The 21,321-nt window shown below is 52.9% G+C and carries 15 protein-coding genes; all 15 read right to left on the reverse strand.

Going from position 1 to position 21,321, the window contains the following annotated elements; genetic code table 11:
- Positions 1-94 precede the first annotated feature (94 nt).
- Positions 95-667 carry an aminodeoxychorismate/anthranilate synthase component II gene (locus tag K5621_RS16780; RefSeq protein ID WP_100144762.1) on the reverse strand — a complete coding sequence of 191 codons (573 nt, stop codon included), beginning with the start codon at positions 665-667 and terminating at the stop codon, positions 95-97.
- A 194-nt stretch (positions 668-861) separates the two neighbouring features.
- Positions 862-2,241, reverse strand: a complete 1,380-nt coding sequence (locus K5621_RS16785) for a tetratricopeptide repeat protein (protein WP_221049828.1) — start codon at positions 2,239-2,241, stop codon at positions 862-864.
- Entirely contained in the window at positions 2,238-2,906 is a 669-nt protein-coding gene (locus K5621_RS16790; RefSeq protein WP_100144758.1) for an energy transducer TonB, read from the reverse strand. The genes K5621_RS16785 and K5621_RS16790 overlap by 4 nt, the downstream gene beginning before the upstream one ends.
- 3 nt (positions 2,907-2,909) lie before the next feature.
- Positions 2,910-3,311 (reverse strand): ExbD/TolR family protein, encoded by a 402-nt coding sequence (locus K5621_RS16795; protein ID WP_221049829.1) that lies wholly within the window; start codon positions 3,309-3,311, stop codon positions 2,910-2,912.
- A complete protein-coding gene (locus K5621_RS16800) occupies positions 3,308-3,712 on the reverse strand; it encodes a MotA/TolQ/ExbB proton channel family protein (RefSeq protein ID WP_221049830.1) in 405 nt (134 codons plus the stop codon). The genes K5621_RS16795 and K5621_RS16800 overlap by 4 nt, the downstream gene beginning before the upstream one ends.
- Positions 3,705-4,964, reverse strand: a complete 1,260-nt coding sequence (locus K5621_RS16805) for a MotA/TolQ/ExbB proton channel family protein (RefSeq protein WP_221049831.1) — start codon at positions 4,962-4,964, stop codon at positions 3,705-3,707. Before K5621_RS16805 ends, K5621_RS16800 begins: the two co-directional genes overlap by 8 nt.
- Positions 4,961-5,734 carry a DUF3450 family protein gene (locus K5621_RS16810; protein ID WP_221049832.1) on the reverse strand — a complete coding sequence of 258 codons (774 nt, stop codon included), beginning with the start codon at positions 5,732-5,734 and terminating at the stop codon, positions 4,961-4,963. The genes K5621_RS16805 and K5621_RS16810 overlap by 4 nt, the downstream gene beginning before the upstream one ends.
- Complete coding sequence (locus K5621_RS16815; protein ID WP_221049833.1) at positions 5,731-7,413, reverse strand: ABC transporter ATP-binding protein/permease; 1,683 nt, start codon at positions 7,411-7,413, stop codon at positions 5,731-5,733. The genes K5621_RS16810 and K5621_RS16815 overlap by 4 nt, the downstream gene beginning before the upstream one ends.
- A gap of 41 nt (positions 7,414-7,454) precedes the next feature.
- Positions 7,455-10,256, reverse strand: a complete 2,802-nt coding sequence (locus K5621_RS16820; RefSeq protein ID WP_221049834.1) for a M16 family metallopeptidase — start codon at positions 10,254-10,256, stop codon at positions 7,455-7,457.
- Positions 10,257-10,320: 64 nt separating this feature from the next.
- Complete coding sequence (locus tag K5621_RS16825) at positions 10,321-12,753, reverse strand: TonB-dependent receptor plug domain-containing protein (RefSeq protein ID WP_221049835.1); 2,433 nt, start codon at positions 12,751-12,753, stop codon at positions 10,321-10,323.
- 576 nt (positions 12,754-13,329) lie between these two features.
- On the reverse strand, positions 13,330-13,731 hold the full coding sequence (locus K5621_RS16830; RefSeq protein WP_100144742.1) for a hypothetical protein: 402 nt from the start codon (positions 13,729-13,731) through the stop codon (positions 13,330-13,332).
- Between the two features lie 81 nt (positions 13,732-13,812).
- Entirely contained in the window at positions 13,813-15,768 is a 1,956-nt protein-coding gene (locus K5621_RS16835; RefSeq protein WP_221049836.1) for a BCCT family transporter, read from the reverse strand.
- 396 nt (positions 15,769-16,164) lie between these two features.
- A complete protein-coding gene (locus K5621_RS16840) occupies positions 16,165-17,196 on the reverse strand; it encodes a hypothetical protein (protein WP_221049837.1) in 1,032 nt (343 codons plus the stop codon).
- Between the two features lie 267 nt (positions 17,197-17,463).
- Entirely contained in the window at positions 17,464-19,353 is a 1,890-nt protein-coding gene (locus K5621_RS16845; protein WP_221049838.1) for a hypothetical protein, read from the reverse strand.
- 57 nt (positions 19,354-19,410) lie between these two features.
- A complete protein-coding gene (locus tag K5621_RS16850) occupies positions 19,411-21,318 on the reverse strand; it encodes an NHL repeat-containing protein (RefSeq protein ID WP_221049839.1) in 1,908 nt (635 codons plus the stop codon).
- Positions 21,319-21,321: the final 3 nt, after the last annotated feature.

Below are 21,321 nucleotides of genomic sequence, written 5' to 3' on the forward strand. Positions count from 1 at the left end.
CTGAAAACTTGTAAAGGCTTGTTAAGGAGAGGGGGGGGGGGTAAGTCACAGAGCATCCTTCGGGCGGATACCCCCCTTTAAACTCGAGGCTCTGCTACGCCAGACGCAGAAAATTATTCAGCAATTCCAGCCCTTGCTGGGTCAGAATAGATTCGGGATGAAACTGCACACCGTAGAGGCGTTTCTCGGCATGGCTGATGGCCATGATTTCCCGCCCGTGTAGCGGGTCGTCATACCAGGCATCCAGAGTAAAACCTTGGGGCACGCTGTCAATCAACAGCGAGTGATAACGAGTCACAGTCAAGGGGTTGGCCAGGCCTTGAAACAGCCCGTGGCCATGGTGACTGATTGCCGATGTCTTACCGTGCATCACCCGCTTGGCCCGAACCACCTTGGCACCGAACACCTGAGCCAGCGATTGGTGTCCAAGACAGACACCCAGAATAGGCAACTCACCGGCAAAATGTTCGATGGCGGCCAGCGAGATCCCCGCCTGATCCGGGCTACAGGGCCCGGGAGAGATCACCAGATAATCCGGTGCCAACTCACGGATCTCATCGAGGCCAATCTCATCGTTACGCTTGATAACAGGCTGCTGCCCCAACTGCTGAAAATACTGCACCAGATTGAAGGTAAAGGAATCATAGTTGTCGATCATCAGCAGCATATTAACGGGAACCGATTGAGTTAAAACCTAATACAGGCGCTATATTACGTTCTATGTCAGGGGCTCGTCCACTGACAGTGAGATTAAAGGCTAAACACCAGCCTTCAAGTCAGCGGTTATCAATAATGCTGTCTAACCCAAGATACCGAGCAGGGCAGCCCCCGAAGAGATAGCTCGGCCCCTCTCGAAACCGCTTAGCGGCTCAAACGCGTTAAATTGGTCACGACTTGCAGATTTTGCTTAAGCCCTGGGGTATCCGGCGCCAGATGCGACACCTGTTTCAATGCCAGCAAGGCTCTGTCGTAACGCTGTTGTTCAACCAACAGCTGAGCGAGTAGAGTCAACGCCCTGATCTGAGTTTCGGGGATATCGGCCGCCCGCTGCAGCAGTTGCTCCGCAGTTTGCGGCTGCGCCTCTTGCTTGAGCAGCGCCAATTCAATCAAGGCGTCCCCATTCAGGGCATCCAAAGACAACGCCTGAGTAAACTTTTTAACCGCAGATACACTTTTTCCTTCCGATACCATCCCCTTGCCCATCAAGACATACAGCTGACTCTGTTGCACCTGAGGCAGATTTTTCTGTTGCATCAGTTTGGCGGCCAGCTCACTCACCGCCTGGTGTTGCTGCTGTTGTAACAGATAATTCAGGGTCACTATCAACTCGGACCAAGGGGGCAAGGTCCCGGCATTAACCACGGCATAAAGCGCCGGTAAGGCATTTTCATGCAAGCCATTTTTCAGATAAAGCTGCGACAATTGCCAATCAATGGCTCGGCGTTGCTTATGGTTATCAGATAAGGACTTCGCCAAGGTCAAACTATTGATGGCCTTAATATCATGCCCCTGCCTTAGTGCCAGATTAGCCCTGAGCAGATAGAGTTCCGCCTCTTTTTTGCTCTGGGAGGGGTCTGACTTAATCAATAAATTCAAAGCTTGCTCTGCCCCTGCTAAGTCATCCATGGCCAATGACAGTTGCAACAGCGCTTTTTGATACTCCCGATTGTCGGCATCCAACAACAGGGCTTGCTGATAAGCCGCCCTAGCGGGGAGATATTCAGCCTCCAGTAAATAGCCGTATCCCAACATGCCATACAAGGGCGCACTGGCCTGCCGGGCCAGGGCTTTTTGCAACCAGGGGCGAGCCTCAACATAACGCTTCTGCAAGGTTAAGATCCCGGCTAACTGAACCTGGGCACGGGTGAAATCGGGCAAGAGTTGCAGGGCGCTCTCCAACGCCTGGGCGGCAGCCTTCAAATCCCCCAGCTGCTGCTCAATCCCGGCCAAGGTGTACCAAAGGGCGGCGTCTCCGGAACGGCTCAAGGCCAACTTGAGTTCAACCCTGGCCTCGGTAAACTTGTCGGCTTCAACCAATTTACTGACTTGACGCAGCACCTGCCGCTCTTCCAGATCGATCCCAGGTTCATATTGCCCTATGGGACTCATCATAAACTGCGGCACTGAGGGTAAATCTACTAACTCATTTGCTGAAGCAAAACGATAAAGGGACAACACCAGCAACACAGGCAACACTAACCAGCGCCCACCATTGGCTCCCCTCAAGGCAAAATATCTCATGCTTTAATCCTTACCGGCCAATAGAACTCGGCCTTAACTTTTACGCCGCCGCGCATCGGAGCCGTGAATCTGGCTTGATGAGCAATTTGTTGCGCGACTTGAAGCAACTCTGCCAAAGGCTGAGACTCCAGTCCCTTGAACTCAGCACTCCCGTTTTCGTGAATGACCACATGCAAGGTCAGTTGCAATTCATGCACCCCTTTTGCCGCCAGTGACTGTGGGACTTTGGCGGAAATTCGGCTGAGTAATCTTGGCACCTGATCCAACTGTTCCAAGGCAAAGGTTTCTATGCTTTCGGCAACTGTCTCCTGCTGAGACAGACTGAAACTTGGCAGCGCCAGCGCACTGGGCTCAGGTGCTACCGGGCCACTGAGTGTTGGCAATGCCACCTCCATAGGGGTGACCATTAAACTGACTTCGGCGGCCGAGTCACTCAACAGCAACTTGGGGTGTTGGTTGGAGGCATCTTGATGCTGCGCTTGCGGCGGTGCGGGTGGTGGTGTCAACTTGGCCACCACCACCTCTCTCACCAAGAGTTGTTCCGGCGCCGAGGACGCGTGCTTTCTGACTTGCATTATGGTGCCCAGCAAGAGCAGCATCAGCAATACCAACATGAGTTTAAGTAAGGGCCGGGGAAACGATATCCGCTGAGAAAAATAAGCCATCTTCTACTCCAAAGTCGTTGCCACACTGACGCTGGCCGATGTCGCCAATTTGCAGGCATCTATCAACGCGATAAGGCGTCCGGCATCTATGTCTTTATCGGCCTGAATGACCACTGGGCGGTCACTCATCTGCCTCAGCAAAGGGGCAACGCCGGCAAGGCCAATATGAGCCCCGCCATGCCAAACTTCACCATTGGCCGTAATGGCCAACAACACGCTCCGTTCGGCGACACTCTCGCTACTGGCAGCCTGAGGTCGATGAATTTCCACGCCGGTCTCGCGCACAAATACCGCAGAGACGATGAAAAAAATCAGCAGAATAAATACAACATCCAGTAGAGGAGAGATATCTACTGCCAGATTCTTCTCTTGCTGTTGGCTGAGCAGGGGGCGGCGATACTTCATATCTGCTGTTCCAATTGAGATTGACAATGCTGCTGTCCAAGCAGCAACAATAACCAGGCAGGGATCGCGACGGCCAACCCCACCTCTGTGGTCAACAAGGCTTGCGCCATTCCCCGAGTTATCGCCTCACCATGCCCCTGAGTCATGGCCTCGAAGCTGCCGAGCAGGCCATCCACTGTCCCCAATAAGCCGAGTAACGGTGCGGCACTCACCCAGGCAAGCAGCTGTACACACTTGTGGTTACGGCATTGCCAGCAACTTTTGCCACCGACACACTTAAGTTGCAGTAGTAAATCTGCCAGCTGCCAATAGAGCACTACGGCAAAAAACAGAATAAACACCAAAATGGGGCCGCCCCCGAGCACCCAATCAGGCAGATACTGGTGCAAAGCGTCACTCATCTCGTCTATCTCCCAACTGGTTCAGCAACATGACGTCGGCTTCCAGCTGATTCAATAAGCCTTGATGACGTCGGCTGAGCCAGGCATGAATGAGCAATGCCGGGATCGCCACCACCAAGCCCAGCTCAGTAGTTATCAGGGCTTCAGAAATGCCACCCGCCAATAAGCTGGAATCCTGATTACCAAACAGATTCATCATTTCGAAGGTATGGATCATGCCACTGACAGTCCCCAGCAACCCCATCAGAGGAGCCACGGCCGCCGTTGCGGCGATCATTGCCATACCGGCATCTTGACGGGACTTGAACTGCAGCAGAATTTGATGCAACTGATCGGCCATGGACTCCATACCACAACCCCGGCGCTGCCAAGCCTCACGGATCAATTCCCGCTGCCATCCGGCGCCTTCCGGCAATTGGCCATCAGACATAAATCTGGCCACCAATGCACAATTGGGCTTGGGTTGGCCGCGAAGCTGCCAGGCTTTTTTCAAGGCCATCACCAGCGCCAAGATTCCCATGCCGATAATGGGAAATACCCATATGCCGCCAAGCTCCAAGCGCTGCCACCAGTTTTTTTCCTCGGCGGCAATGCGCAGGGCGCGGCTTCCGCTCACATCGACGGGGAGATGGCTGGCCGATGTCTGGCTCAAGGACAGCATTATCACTGGCAACTCATGGCCAAGGGTGTCCTGCCATTGCAGTAGACTCAGCTCTTGCTGCGTCAGTAAATAGCTAAGGGGGCCGATATCCAAGCGCTTGCCACTGACAATTGCGCCATTGGCGGCAATCGCTTGCCCTGGCGTCCATTGCGGGGCCAGTTGGCTCGGTAACTCGACTAACTCTTGCTGTAACACACTCAAGGGATCGCCGCCATTATGACCGGCATGACGAACCAACAGATTATGAATATAGCGATTTTGCTCCTGCCATTGATTCAAACGCTTTTCCATGGCGGCAATACTGACAAAGGCTTCATCCTGCGCCCGGGTTTGCCCCGCCAGTTGCTGGCGTAAGCCAATAAGCTCAGTTTCCAGAGCAGTAAGCTGTTTGAGTAGGGCGCCCCGCTCCGATTCAACCCGCTTTTGCGCTTGCGTGAATCTGTCTTTGGAGTGAACCAATTCTCGCTTCAACTGAGCTTGATATTCGAGCATAGGGTCTTGGGCATTGGCGCTGTGAGCCATGCCCAAAGGTAAGGCGGTGACGGCGGCGATCTTCACCACAGCAAAGATCCCAAACAGGCGTTTTTTCATTGACCATCACCTCCCTGCTCGCCGGTGAGCAAAGGCAGTGACACCAAAGCCGCAGACTGCTGCTGTAAGTAAATGGCAAAGGCGTTATTGATGGCATCATGGTCCTCTGCCGCAACAGTCTGCCACTTCCAGCCTGAGTCATCCGGGAACCCCACTCCGGTGCGGGAACCGTCCGGCAAGCGATAAAGTGCTCGCCCCAGGCCCAAATAGAGCACTTGGGCTTGCCACTGTTGTTCTTCCTGTACAAGCAGGGTGTGATCCAAACTTATGCTTTGATCAAAACTCACCAAGGCCTCGATTAAATTTACCAAGGCCGTAAATCGACTAGCCAATTTTTCCTGGGAATTAAGCAGCAAGTTCAACTCGTCTTGCTGTTCACGCACCACGGGAGCCGGCAATCTTGACCAAATGGCAGACAACCGCTGGGCGGCTGTATCCACCAATTTGCTGTACTGCCCGGCCTCTTGCTCCAGCAATAATTGCTCCGATGCCAATGCTTCCCGGCGAGCTCCGGCCTCACCCTCCTCGGCATTAGCCGATTGCAGCCTCTGTTGCAGCAACTGGCGTTCCACTCGATAGTTGTTGAGTAAACGACTCAGGCTTTGTTGTTCCTGTTGCCAGTGAGCTTTCAACTCTGTACCGGCTTTGTCATATCCCAACTTCTCTTCCATCATAGCGTCGGTTGTTTGCAGGGCATCGGCATAAGCGCCTGAAATCAAACCTAGGCCCAGCATGCCAATACCCAGGCGCCACCCGTGTAGCCGTTTCATTGTGCCCCCCTTAGGTTTGCCACATTGGCGTAAGCGTTCAGATCCAGTGTTTGTTCAAATAAGGCATCTAGATGGCGTTGATGAGAGACCATCATGATGCTGGTTTCTGGCAATTGCTGTTTCAGCACAGTCACCATGGCTTTGGCAGAGGGTTCATCTAAGCTGCTGGTCGCTTCATCCAAAATCAGAGTTTGGGGTTTGTGTAAGAGCGCTCGGGCGAGGCTCAATCTCTGCTGCTCCCCTCCTGAGAGTTTTTGCTGCCACGGCGCTTCAACATCCAACTGATTGGCGAGCGCTGCCAGCCCCACCAAGCTCAAGGCTTGTTGCAGCTCAGAATCCGTCCATAGCCCCTCCCCCGGATAACACAGGCAGTCCCGCAGCGAGCCGCTGGGCAAATAAGGCTTTTGAGGCAACAGCAGAGTTTGCCCCTGGCCGTGGCGATAGCGGCCTTTATAGAAGGGCCATATTCCGGCCAGCGTTCGTAGAAGCGTTGATTTGCCCAACCCACTGGCGCCGCTGACCATCAGACAAGCCGCCGGATTCAGTCGAAAATCCAACTCTTCAATTAACCAGTCGCCATTGGGTTTGGCCACTGACAGCTTGTCACAAGCGAGCCCTTGCGCCTTGGGGACTTCATCCCCCAAGGGAAGTTGTTCAAGTGCCTGTATAAACTGGGATAAACGTACGACGGTGGCACTCCAGCGAGTCAGCTCGTCGTACTGGTGCACAAACCAACTGAGCGCACTGTAGACCCGCATAAAAGCCATCCGCACTTGGAACAGACCACCTATGGTGATGCTCTTGGCCAATAATGCCGGGATCCCGGCAAACAAGGGCAACATAGTGGCAATCCTGTGATAGGTATTGATGATGAAACCGAGCTTTTTCTCGCGATTCATCAAAGAGATCCAGTTACCCGCAATATCGTCGAAACTCTGCTTCAATTGCTGCTGTTCTCGACGTTCGCCCCCCAGCAAGGCGATCTGCTCGGCGGCATCCAATTTACGTAATAACAGGGCACGAAAGTTGGCTTCTTTACGCTGTTGCTGGAAATTCAAACCATGTAATTGATGGCCAAAGAAGTGGGTCAACATGGTGCCGAAGATGGAGTAGATTAATGCCACCCAAAACAGATAACCGGCAATTTGTGTCGGCTCTCCCTGCCATTCAAAGCTTAGATTACCGGACAACTGCCACAGAATGGCGGAAAAGGTCAGCAAGGTGGCCAGCGACTGAATGCCGCCGACAAACAGTTTCACTGTGCTGTCGGCCAATAGCCGCGTGTCTTCGGCTATGCGTTGATCCGGGTTATCCGGCTCACTGCCCAGTCCCAGGCGATAATAACGCTTGTCTGTCAGCCACTTGCCGACAAACTCTGCGGTCAACGCCGTACGCCAACGTATGACTATCAGTTGGATCAACCAGTTGCTATAAACCGCCAGTAAAACCAGCAAGGCCAAAATACCAGTAAACTCAATCAGTAACGGATAGATTTTATCCACATCGACCGCGGCGATAGCATCAAAAAACTCACCGTTCCAATCATTGAGCCATACAGCCACTTCCACTTCGGCCAGGTGGGCGGCAATACACACGCATAACAGCACCCAGGTAAACCAGTTGCGCCTGTCGGCCCAGTAAGGTTTAGCCAAAAGCCAGAATTGTTTCACTATCAACATATACACTCTCCGGCCCGGCGACAAACGCCGGGCCCGCTTGCTCAATTCAATTCTGGGGTCAAACGTGCATCAATCTGATTGGGACTGGTCAGCACCACTTGGGCCAGGGCATCCAATTCCTCTTTGGTCACCTGTTCCAGCCAGTTCAGATAATCTTCCGGCAAACGTTCAAAGCGATTGAATCTGGCGTTATCCACCAAGGTACTGAACCTGTGTCTATCGGTCAGTACTTCAGGCGCCAATGATGATTGAAACTGTTGTTTCACCTGAGCCAGCTCTCTATCGGTAATCCCCTCACTCAGTACTTTGCTGATCACATCAGAGGCAAGCTTACGCAGTTCATCTCCGCGTTGCGGTTGATGGCTGTAACTGATCATGCCGTAGGCTTGTTGCCGCTCACGATCCAGGCGTATACCAAACCTTGGGCTGTATACTCCACCGGCAGATTCCCTCAAGGCCTCTCTCAAGCGAGTACCGATAATCCGGCTGAGAAGCTGTGCCTGCTGCTCGGCGTCAACACTGTAAGGGTAAGCAACATTAAACAGCACAGTCGTCAGACCGACAGGCTCCTTGCCGGCTTGAATACGAATGTCATGCTTACCTTCACCAAAGGCCGGGAGCACTTTATCGGTACGAGCTATGCCTTTAGGTAGATGGCCAATATAGCGGCTGGCAAGATCGAGCACCTCTTCAGGCTCGGCGTCACCGACAATGACCAACTGATGATCTGCCGCATGACCAAAAATGGCTTGCCAGGCTTGCAACAGCTGCTCGGCGGTGATCTGTGCCAACTCCTGCTCCTGCATTGGCAACATAATGGGTAATGCCTGATAACGAATAGCATCGATGGCGTGATTGAACTGACCGGCGGCGGTTGCGGTGCGGTTCTTTAATCCCCGCTCAATCAAATTTTTGCGTGATTGCCATACGGCATCATCGGTTTGCGGTTTTGTCAGCCGCAGGTTCAAGTTTTGCAACCAGGCTTCCAGGCTATGCCTGTCCGTGTTGCCAAACAGCATATGTTCGGTCGCAGAGACAGTGGCCATCTGGCGTATCTGTTTTCCGGCATTGGCGACCGCCAGTTCAGAGGCACTATGCCCGCCATAACCAAACAGCCCCAGGTTCTGCGCCGCCAATTGCGCGGCTCGCTGTTGCGCTTGTGGCAGATGAGTGCTGCCACCCAGACCTTGCCAACGGATCATCAGTTGATTCTCTGTTTCCTGGCTTGGCAGAAACCAAACGCTGGCGCCATTGGCGAAACGCCAGATATGGGTATTATTGATCTCCTGATGGGACACCGGCTCTACCTTATCGGGGCGAGCTTCAAACAAAGGCTTGATCTGAGCGCTCTTTGTTGCGACCGAAGGTGGATTAGCCATGGTCTCAAGCCATAGCTGGCGCACATCACCTTCACCGGGTAAGGCATCATGATTCTTGGGATTGAGCTGCACTATTGCCGTTGGTGCCCGCTCATCCAACATGTCAGCGAAATAGCGATTGATTTCATCCAAAGTAATCTTGCCCAGCAGCTGCTCGGCCCGTTGGAATTTTCCGCTTGGATCAAATAGAGGAGATTGACTGCGAATTTGGTTGAATATCGCCATCAGGAGCCGATTGTTGGTGGCATTGGCCTGCCCTTCGGCAATCTGCCTGTAGCGCTGCAGGGTGTTAGCCTTGGCGACCTCAAGATCTGTGGCTTCAAAACCATGGTGCTTATAGCGGCTCAACTGGGTAAACAGCTCTGAGAATCCTTGCGCATACTGTTTGTCTTTAAGAATGGCAATAATGCGGTTGTTATTGTATCCAGGGATCAACGGCTGGCTGGCGGCCACCATACGGGTAATATATCCACCATCGGTCTGATAGGTTTCATTCAAACGCTTGCTCAACATGGCCATCGCCAACTCATTGATCAGCTCACCGCGCAGGCTCGCCGTATCCATCACCTCGGCCTGAACCCCACGCAAGCTGATGGATACCACTTCAGTCGTGATTTCATCATCTTCAATACTGGCAAGTTGCAGTGTGTTATTCAGAGGCAGGGTGATCTCGGCCCGCTGCGGTAATTCAGCCGCTGGCTTGGCCGCAAAAAACTGATTGAGCAGGGGTAAAATAGTGGCTTTATCTGTATTACCGACGATCACTAAGGTCATATTATTGGGGTGGTACCAGGTTTCCCAAAAGTCCTTTATCCGCCCCGCATCGACATGGCGAACCAACTCCATATCACCTATGGGATTACGCTCGGCATAACGGCTGCCTTGGAGCAGAATGGCTCGGTTTTCTGTCCCCATTCTGGCCATCATATTACGTCCGCCGCGCCACTCTTCCTCAACGACAGGACGCTCTTTTTCCAATTCTGCGGCATCAAATTCCAGCTCAAACGCCTGTTGGGACAACATGTTGAAGCCTTCTGTCAACATAGGCAGCGAATTATTGGGTAGATGCAAGAAATAGGAGGTCGTGTGGTACTCGGTCATGGCATTCACATCGCGGCCAAACGCCATACCCAGCGCTTCTTGGTGTTCAATAATGGCGTTGCCCGGAAAGGCCTTGGTGCCATTGAATGCCATGTGTTCAACCAAATGGGCAATCCCCTGTTGATCATCGGCCTCATCTAGGGAGCCGGAATGCACAATCAATTGCAGAGAGACACGCTCACCGGAATGTTCATTGTGAGCAAACACATAGCGCATACCATTGGCCAGCTGCCCTTGTTCAATGCCACTGCGAAGAGACAAGGTGTTCATCACCTCGGGGGAAGCCGACTGCGGTACAACAGGCTGGCTACAACCTGTCATCAAAAGCGTACCAACGATGACAGCCAGGTAGAGTTTTTTCATAATTATTCCAAGGTTATAGCAACGGGCCAACGGCATTGGCCCGTTTTAAATCAAATGAAGAAGATCAATTGCGGATAGTCAGGCTCAGCCAAACCTCACGGCCCTTGTTGAAGTAGTTGAAGCTCATGTCGCGACCATTGATGTTGCTGCCATGGGTGCTGATCTGAGCATGGGAGTCCAGTAAGTTGGTAACACTGAGCTCAATACTGGCGTGATGTTTCACCAAGGCTTCCGGGCTCCAGCGCAGACTGGTATCCCAGGTGATTAGGCTATCCATTTTGGCCGAGTTGATGGCTTTGGCTAGGGTTGTTTGGCCGTCTATCTCAACCCTTTGATACCCGACCAACTGGCTGAGATTACGGCCATCTTCATAATTGAGCAGATTACTCCAGGTCAGCCCCAGGCTGTCCCATTCAATATCAGCCCCCAATCTGGCTTCCCATGGAGAGCTCAAGCCGGAAGTATCCATTTCTGAACTTTTGATCAATTGGCCGTTATAAATGACCCACTCCTCCTCATAGGCGTTGGACAGATCATTGACCGCATCATATTTAGGGCTAAAGTTACCGCTGGCTTTGCGGTCCTCATAGGACAGATTTAAATAAGTCGACAACTTCCCGCCAACAAAATTAAATCGTTCCAGGTTGTGGATATCCAGACTCAGGATATGACTGTCACTTTTAATCTCATTGGCAATGCGATCCTTGACCATAACCATAGATAAGCCCTTGCGTTGCTGCCGCATGAGGTATCCGCTATTGATCCCCCAATTCCCCAGCTCCAAGTCCCAATTCACGCTGTATTCATTGGCGTAAGGTACTTCTGCAGTATTGAGATCAAGAACCTGACTAGGGTTAGACGAAAGGCATTGATAATCAGCCAACTGGTTACTTGAGTAGTCACCGGTTGCTGAGGTGCATTTTTTATACTGTGTATGCAGGATTCTAGCTTCATTGCGCAGCGCCCAACTCAACTGCTCGCTGGCATAATAACGACTGGTACCCAGTGTCACTCTATTGGTAAATTCAGTGTCAAAATCCCAACTGGCACTCAGCCGAGGAGAAAATACTGTATCGTCAAACGCCTCCAGATGCTCCAAACGTCCGCCCAGATTGAGCGTCAATTTATCCCATGCCACTGTATCCGAAGCAAACAGGGCGATACGGCGGCTATCGACCTCAACCCTACCGGCCTCATACAGGTTCCAATTAACTATACTCTTGTTATCTGAGCTTTTTTCTGAGTATTGAAAGGCACTAAAGTCCTTATTTCTCTGCTGCATCGCCTGCTGGCTGACAAACTCAGCCCCCAGCATAAGGTCATGGCGGGTTTGTCCGAGATACAAGGGAGCCAGCTCAAGCGTTGACTTGAGCTGCCAAGTGTCTTGAGTCTGGCTGAGGTTGCCGAGCCCTCCGATGTTTTCCCGTTTAAAGTTCTCACCGGAAATGATATTGATCCTGAGATAATCGACCTCAGATGTGCGGCTATCTTCGAGTTGGTCAAATGCCAAAGAGGTATTCCAGGTCCCCCAATCGAAGACACCTTCGAGTTTGAATGTTGCTCCCAAGCCTTGATGTTCACTGGTGGAGTCGCTTTCGGCCTGAGCGGCGTCATTATTCAAAGCATCATTACGAAATGCCTTGCTACTGAAACTGGAATAACGCAGATCTGACTGCAGCTGCCAACGGCCCCATTCCAGGAAGTGGGTCAGAAACAGGTTGTCGATGCTCTGACCGTAATCTTTGACTTCACCGCCATTATTAAGTGGAATTTCCGAGTCTTTGCGACTCAGATTAACGGCAAGTTTCTGATGTTCACTGATGGCGCCACTGAGGTGCAAACTATGAAATCGTTTTTGATAATTAGGTTGATAGCGACCATCACCATAGGCCCCATCATCAAATCCTTTATCCTTGGCCGAGGTCTCTGGCTTGGCATTCCAGTCGCTGTCGGTCATGCGATAGTTATATTCCAGTTGGAATTCGTTCGTCGGTTTACGCAATTCGACATTGACGATCCCGCCAGTAAAACCGCCGTATTCAGGGCTAATGTTGCGATCCAGAACCTCGACACTCTCCATCAATGCGGTATCGACAAAGTATCCGGAAGTATGGCCTGAGCCCAATGCTCCCGAATTTTCAAGTGTGCCTGCGGTAGTAATATTATTGGTCGATACCCCACCAATCATATATTGAGTCTCATGAGGCCGGGCTCCCGCAATGGAGATAGCTTCCGGCGCAAGATCCCCCCCTCGCATACCGGAAATTCCGTTATCCACACCGATACCGGATTGACGCTGTAATAAACTGGAAAGGTCTGTATTGCCAACAGGAGTATTGGCGATCTGTTGCCGTTCAATATTAATCCCGGCCTGCACCTTTTCGGTTTCGGCTTGAGTTTCTGGCAAAGTCGCTATCTCAGCTGCCAGCGCCTGACCGCCATAGAGGCTCAACAATATGCACATAGACAGCTTAGCGGGGGCATGTTTCCGGTTCATTAGAATCCTTATCGAGGGAGTGGACAGACAGTGGCCATATTGTGCAACATCTTACAAATAAAAATCCAGACACAAATGAGATCCATTATCATTCCGTGACATGTGCAGTAATTTTTACTTTTGGAAATACCAAGTTAATAAACTCGGCAAAACAACCAACTGCCATAAAACCGATTAGAAATTAAAGATTAAAGCCAAAAAACAAATTAACTATCTGTGTAATGCCGTCAGGGAAACGGCGGGGAGGATTGCTTGAAAGTTGTCAAAAACCGGGCGGCGCAGGTTGGATAGAGTCGCAACCGCCCCATGGCTCGCTGTGTATGTTGTCTGTTCGAAGGAGGATAGCCCGAGTCTGTCATCAGACACTTGACCCGCCGCCAAAGCCGCCGGATACCTCACTGCCGTTGACTGCCGATGAGCGCTAACGAATGCAAAAGGGCTCGATTGTCCTCTCGAGAGGAATCAGACAACCCTAGAGCAAGACGAGTCGAGCATCGTAAAGCGCATGCCACATGGCTGTGGTTTAACAAAGATAAAGAGGCGTTGTCGACCCAGGCACTGCCTCCTTTAACTGTCTCAGCTGCCTTTGAGTGAACGCAGGAACAAACCTATGCCACCTGTCAGCAATACTAGGATCACCAAGAGATCAAAACTACTCATGCTGCGCAGGCTGAAGTGAATGGTAGAAATAACCCCGAAAATCATCGCTGTGATTGAGCCAATCGCCAATAACCAGCCAAGAATATTCTTGCCGTTATAGAAAATCATCCCAACCCCTAGAATAAAGGGCACCAGGATCATACCGCCGGTGATCCCCCACTGGCTGCCAAATGCGGGAACACCATACAAGCGGGTGCCAAGACCAAAACTGCTGGATACCCTAATGGCATTGAGCAGCATGTAACCACCACCACACATCATGATAAGGCCAATAAAAAACTGACCAATGCCGCCGGAACTCCCTCCCGCTCCATTCATGTATAACGTCCTATATTCAATTGATTTATGAGGTAAAAATTTTAGCTGTTTTAGGCCCGGGCGGCAAACCGGGCCATAGCGTTACGAGTCGCGGCCGTTGAGGCGTTCAATGATCTGTGCCTTGGCTTCTTCCTGCGCCTGCCGCGCTTCCTCCTCCTGTTTCTGCCGCATCAAATCATTGAAAGTAATACGGGCAGCCTGGGCTTGCTCTGAGGCTTGCAGCTTACGTTCCTTCGCCGCCATGGCTTCATCTGTGAGGCGCTGCAATTCGGCAAGTGACTCATCGGGCGCATCCCCCAACTCCAGGTGCGACTCACTGCGGCTCAAGGCTTCACGGCGCAGCTGCTTTTTCAGCTCCCAGATGGCATCCAGGGCTTCACGCTCGGCGTCGGCGGCCTCGATGGCGCTGTCTCGCAGCTGCTCAAACTTGGCCAGCGCCTGGCCCTCACGGCTCCAGGGGTCGACCTCAGGCAGATCCGAAATATTAATCACGGGATCCTCATAACCATCCTGATGACTCAAGTCCAACATGGCCGCCTTGACCCCGGACATCATCAACATCACGGCGATCACCAAGAGCGGTAGACCACCGACAATAGCCGCCGTCTGCAAGGTGGCGAGCCCCCCCATAAACATCAGTACCGAAGGCATAAAAGACAGGGTAAAGGCCCAGAACAAGCGGTTCCAGCGCAGTGGTTCCTCGGTGACATTGTTTTGCACCACGGATGCCAGAATATAAGAGATGGAATCAAAGGTGGTGGCGGTAAAGATGATACACAAGATCGTAAAGACGGCGATGACCAGGTAACTGAACGGCAGCTGCTCCAATATCGCAAAAATCGCTCTGGTCGCCCCTTGATCATTGAGGATCGCCACCACATCCAGCTCACCGGATAACTGTAACGACAAGCCGAAATTACCCAAGATCATAAAGTACATGGCACAGCCCAGAGAGCCGAAGAAAATTGAACCGGCCACCATCTGTTTGATGGTGCGGCCGCGGGAGATCCGCGCCACAAACAATCCCATGCTGGGGGCAAACACCAACCACCAGGCCCAATAGAAGATGGTCCAGTCCTGAGGGAAGTGGGTATTTTCAAAGGTGCCCAAACCACCGAAAGGCTCGGCCCAGGTGGCCATCATAAAGAAGTTGCTCAGCATACGTCCCAGAGAGTCCAGGCCGGTTTCCAACATAAAGATGGTAGGGCCGGCAAACAAAATAAATGCCAGCAGCGCCAGCGCGCCCCAGAAGTTAATATTACTCAGCACCTTAATGCCTTCATCCATCCCCTTGTAGGAGGAATAGGCAAACAGTGCAGTACACAGGAGCAAAACCCCTATCTGGCTACCCGTGGTCGATGGTAGATCAAACAGGTAACTCAGACCTTCGTTGATCAGCGGCGCCGCCAACCCAAGCGTTGTCGCCGCCCCCCCCAGCAAGCCGAAAATAAACAATATATCGATAAACTTACCGAGCTTGCCGTGACTGCGGCCTTCACCTATCACGGGCATCAAGGCCGCCGATACCTTGAGCACAGGCTGCCTGCGAACATAAAAGAAATAAGCGATAGGGATGGCCGGGATCAAATAGATGCTCCAGGCGATAGGCCCCCAGTGGAAGAGGCCGTAAGTCGCGGCCCAGCGCACCGCTTCTTCACTGCCGGCTTGAAGTTGGAACGGCGGGTGCTGATAGTAATAGGCCCACTCAATCGTGCCCCAATAGAGGATACTGGCGCCTATCCCGCCGCAAAACAGCATTGCCGCCCAGGAAGCTGTGGCGAATTCCGGCTTTTCATCGGCATCGCCGAGCTTAATCTGGCCGATATCCGAGAAGATGATATAAATCATAAAGAAGAAGGCGGCTAGCCCAAGCGACAGGTAAGCAAAACCCAACTTATCCGTCATAAACGCCTTGGCAACGGCTATCCATTCGGCGCCTTCAACCGGAAACAGCGCCAGCGGGATCACCACCGCCAGCAGCAAGCCCAGTGCACCAAAGAAAGTGGCTTTATCTATGAGTTCGAAGTGTTTTTTCATGCTTTTGCTCTTCTGTTTGTCTCCGTTCGGGAGCTGGGATCACAGGCAGAGGCCCATGCCGGATAAAATAGGCGCAAGTCGCCATCCAGTCGATTACATTTATCCGGAAAACGTACAAAAAGTGACGTAAATCAATGAGATGTTACTTGATGATATATTTGTGTCCAGCTTGTATGGATTGCTGACTATTTCAGTAAATACGATAAAACGCTTAAGACCATAAGGATTTATGTGCTTGATTGCAAGTTTGCCCCTGTCTGGGAGGTGTCATTCATAAAAGCAAGAGATTTATAAAAGCCAAGAGACTCAAAAAGCAAAGGAGCCCACAGTCACAGGGGCCCCATACAGACAAAGTACCAACAGTCGGCAGAATCTGGCTGCCAGTCTGCCGCTTCGCTACTGCTTCAACTTCACCCAGGCGGCCTGGGTATCACGACTGCTTCTGGGGTCCTTTGGCACCAGCCAAAGCAGCATCATATTCAGCAGTGACGTCGAGAGCGTGGCTCCCCAAAGCAGCATCAGTGAGATGCTGATAAGGATATAACTGACGTAGGAGTCTATTGAGGACAGGGCCAGACCGAAAACCACACCGCTCCCGGGTAATAACAGTAGAGTAATAAACAGCATCAAACATACCGTCTTGGCGACTGACCACCCCAGATTACGAGCCCTGCGACTGATAATCCTGTAGCCGAAATAGAGGCTGGGCAGTAACCAAAACATGATGAGCGTTCCTGTCCCCTGCCCTTCAAGCCGCAGCAAAGACCGCAACGCAAAAGCAGGGGAACCGGAAGTTTGCACCATAAAGGTTAGCCATCCGAGAAACAATCCGTTGAAGATCCCCAGTATCATGCTGCTGCGAAAGAAAGCCAACGCCGGCGTCTGACGATCGGGGGCGCACCCCTTACGATGCGCCAGCAAAGGGTGTTCAGGTTCAACGTTTACCAAGGGAGGCCGAAACAGGTAGATCAGTAACTGCACCACCAGCCAAACTACAGCGCAGCCCAAGGTAAACATCAAGCCCAGCCAAGGCATCATCTTGTCAAACTGAAGCATGCTCAGTAGCTTTGGGTAGGAGAAGCCGAACAGGATGTTCACCAATGCCAGCGGCACACCGCACCAATACCCGAACGCCCGTCGCCCTATAGCAACATGCGCTGCCAGCAACCCCGCACCTATACTGAGTTGTAGCCCAGTTGCCAAGATAGCCAACAGTGAAATAAAGAAGTCGACCTCTCGAATTGCCAGCAGCAATGAAGGTGAGAACATGTACACCAGTTGCCACTGATAATGGATAGCCAGTATGGGCAGCAGCGCAATAAAATAGCGACTCCGGTCGCGGGCTTTTTCTGCCCCGCCAAACTCTGGCTGAACAAAGAGATCGCTAATCACCTTAGCCATGCTGTTGGCCGATTGTCTCAATCCCATTGCTCATCCTCCTCGAAATGCTTGCCAGTCAGAACTGGATGAACTCAACTCGGCAGCCCAAAGCAGTTCGGTGCCGCCTTCAGCGAATGGACGCATCTGCAATAGATGGAGAACCGGGCCACCTATATCAGACTTTACTTTCAGCAACCTGGGGCCCAATTCGCCCCCCTGGGCGTATCTCTCTGGATACGGGGCAAAATCCAAAATTTCAATCACAAAATAACCCTTTGTTATTTATGACAATTACCCCTAAATTTAATCATCATTTTATTGATAATCATCTTCATCCTGATGGCTCATTTCATATGGCAGGAGGCGGTTAAAGGCCTCGCCGTCAGGGGTATCGGCATACTTGCCGAGCAAGGTATCCAGATTGCCATCCTGTTGGAAAAACAGCTCATGATCGACATCGATACAGTTGAGGTATTGGGCCACCAGCGGCAGATATTGGCTGCCGGCCAATCCCAATTGCAACGCACAGTCGGCCAGTGCCGGCTTGCTGATATGTGGATCGCTGTAACAGTAATGGAGCCGCTCATTGGCAATGAATAGCCCCAGCAGACGTGCCATATAGTTCCGGCCTTCCAATTGGAGGGCCACAGCCTCAAAGAAGCGTGCCTCATCCCAGCTTTCGTTGGCATCATAAAAACCGAGGCGCAAGTCTTTACCCGACTTGAGCGATTCAAAATCTGTCAATGCCCGCAGCACTAGCTTGTCCAAGGCCTCAAGCCTCGCACTCGCTGACTGCAGATCCCTGACTTCGATTCGCGAAAAACCGAGCAAAGGGGGAACTGTATCCTGCACCTGCGCCTGGGCATGGAAGCTGCTCCATTCTGTCTGCTGTAATTGCACAGCAAAGCTCGCGTCCATGGCGGCGGGCGCTTGGTTCATCTGGCTGGCCAGATCCAAAGTGGGGTTGGGATTGACGTTGGAATTGACGCGCCACAGATAATGCCAGTCGGTCAACAAGGCTCCCTTGCAGAGGAGTTTCATGCCCTCCTCGTCGTATAAGTCATCTTCGCCATCCGGGAGATACAGGGGTGAGCGCCACTGCCCGTCCAGAGAAACCTTGCGAGTCGCGCCGCCATGCCAGCAAAGCCAAAGCGCCGCTTCGCCATCGCAGTAGGCAATATCATCCAGCTGTAGCCAGAAACGCCCCAGGGCCTCTTGCCAGTCGAGATTGTCGACATCGGCCGGGGCCAACAGCATGTCGGCGTCATCAGCCAGTTGCTCGCGGGTATATTGACGCACGCAAAAACGGCCTATCTCGCGACCTAGGCGCAAGTCGATGCGCTGCAACTGATACGCCAGCGCCTCGGTTTCAGCATCGGCTACCCGGCTCAACTCCATGGCCGGCAGGGTAAGCTCACCGCGCTCACTGTCCAGCGCCAGGGCACACTCCCAGAGCGCTTCATTCCCCGGCGGATTGGGCAATGGCATGGCCGCCACCTGCAAGAGCTCGGAATAACGGCCCTGCCATTGAACTTGGTTAATGCTACTACCTACGGGGTTACTACCCACAAGATCATTGCCGACGACAGCCATAGGGTCCAACCGCAGCAAAAACTGCCAGGCCTGGGACCGACGACGCCGACTGCGGTGACAATGCAGGATCAAGCTGTTATCCGGCCCGGCATAGAGGCGATCGGTAAAACTCAGCCCCATGCTGTCCGGCAGTCCGGTCGCATCGACCTCGGCCCAAGGGCTGCCCTGATTATCCACCTCATCATTCAGCTGCATGGCAGCCGAGGGCGAGAGTTCCCTGTCCTCCAGCCAGTGCCAGAGCATTAAATCGTAACAGCAGCGCCGGTCATTTTCGCCCAGTGATGCCAGGGTTCGACCATCACTCAATACCGCAACTTTGAGATATTCCATCCCGGTATGAGCCAAAAACTCCTGCTGCCGATGCGCCAGATCCACCAAGTAGATACAGCCCTGCTGATCCCAGATAACGCAGCTCTGCTCACGCCCCGGCACCCCATGAAAACAGCCACTGACCTGCATAGTGCCCTCGGCCATGGGAAAGTCTGTGCTCCAGATGAGCCGATAACCCGAGCCCGTATCTGCCGCTTCATAGAGATACAGGCAAGGGCAGCCATTGTCCGCATCGATATAGATGAGTTTACCGTCGCCAACCGGCGAACTTGTGAATGACATATTTCTTTATCCTTTGCTCAAAAATACCAGCGACTGCCAGTTATCCTTGTTATCGAATTATTCGTCGTCATAGTCGCCTTTCTCGGCCAGCTTAAACTCCGGGTCGTTATAGGGGCTTGGGACCGCCGCCAGGAAAGCCGCCAACTGTTGCGAGTCCTGATGTTCGGCAAAGATCACTTTCAAGGTGCGATTGATATGAAATGGATGCACGGGTAAGGCGCTGAGAACATTGAAATAGTCCGCGAGTTGCGGCAGTGCCTGCCTGTGCTGGCTGAGCGCCAAGGCAGCCTCGGCCAGCACAGGCCGCCCCTTGGCTCCCAGCAAGCATCTGGCCTGGGGCAGACGGCAGTATGCCGCCAGGATGGCCGCAATCAACTCAGGCCCCTGCTCCAGACGCACGGCATAGTGGAAGAAGTCGTACTCGCTGTGCCGATTCCCCAAACCATCGACAAAGGCAAACCAGAGCCTGCCAGGCTCAGTAACCGCACTATGGGTTATTTTCTGTTTCAAGCGGCCAAGCCAGCCGGTTCTGGTTGCTACCGGGGCTCTGGTTGCTACTGGGGCTCTGGCGGTTACTGAGGCTAAGGGCGCTCCGCACGCCTCCCCCAGGCTCTGCTCCAATTTGGGGAGCACCGCCAGTAGTTGCTGCAAGAGTTGCAGCCTGCCTTGATCCGATGTCAGATCGTCACAATAGAGAGTCACCCTACCACTGGGGCAAGGCTCGGCCTGCAGTTGGCTGGGAATTTGCAGCGGCTTGGGTTGATAGCTGCAGCAATTGAGCGGGCACTTTTGCTGTTCACCAGCCAGCAGGCTCTGGGGCACAGCAGCTTGGGAGCCGATGTCGACCGAGTAGTGACTGGGCTCATCGAGATCACCGAACGCCAACCAGAGCCGCCCTTGGTTAACCCCCTTGATCATGACCAGATCATCACCATAGTGGCTCAAGGGCCGCCACTGCCCCGCAGAGTCTTGACTGCCCAGTTGGTACAGAGGGGAAAGCCTCTCGCCCTCCGGCGACACCTTTTGCACTACCCCCCCTTTCCAGCCCAGCCAGAAGACTTGCTCCTGCTCGCAAAAATAGCTGGAAGTCAGGCTGTTGAGCAGTTGCTGCCACTCGTCGTTATCCTGGTGGGATATCTCACCGGCGGCAATCCGCTCCAGCGCTTCCTGAACCGCTTCGGCATCATATTCATCACAGATATCGGCCATGGCCAGCAAGCGCACCCCGGCATCAACTTGACGGCCAAGATTCATATCTATCAGCTGCAACCTGGCTTCGTAACGCACAGGCTCGCCCTCGGCCTGATGACGGCTCACCCCATCGGCGGCCAGGGTAGTGATAAGGCCGTTGGCACGGTTCTGGAACCAATAATCTCGCGGTGAAACCTGCACTGGAGCCGGTTTCCCCGGCAGAGGCTGTTCGGACCAGGTTTCGTTTGACGGGTCAAAATACACCAGTTGCTGAAAGCGGAAGCGGTAACCCTCATGATCATTGCGACCATAGAAGGCCACGCGTCCATCCCGGGTCAGAATCAGTGACTCAGGCTCGATTTCGGCGCTCACAGGCCAATGCTGTACCGGCTCCATGGCCGCGAGATCGACCTTGAGCAAGCTGTGGCCGCGGCGCGCAGCGATGCCCACCCGCCCGACCACCCACAGGGTCTGGTTATGGCTATCGAGCCAGGCCCCGGGGCTTCCGGAGATTTGTAAATCCAGCACCTGTTCACAACTGCGCGCCTGATAATCGCAGACAAAAAGCAGTCCATTTTGGCCCAAGGCCAGAAAGCGAGTGTCATCCAGCCACTGCAACAAGGCCAGCTCGCCATCCTCGGTTCCCGGCAACTCACATTGCCACAACAGAGTGTCGGCCTCGGCAGAACTCTGGATAACCTGAATAAGTTCAGGGCCGATAAAAAACAGCTTGGCCTGTTGCAGGCGGATATTGGTTCTTACATTGGCATTCATTGA

It is taken from the genome of Shewanella carassii (genome assembly GCF_019670705.1).
GTDB classification, from domain to species: domain Bacteria; phylum Pseudomonadota; class Gammaproteobacteria; order Enterobacterales; family Shewanellaceae; genus Shewanella; species Shewanella carassii.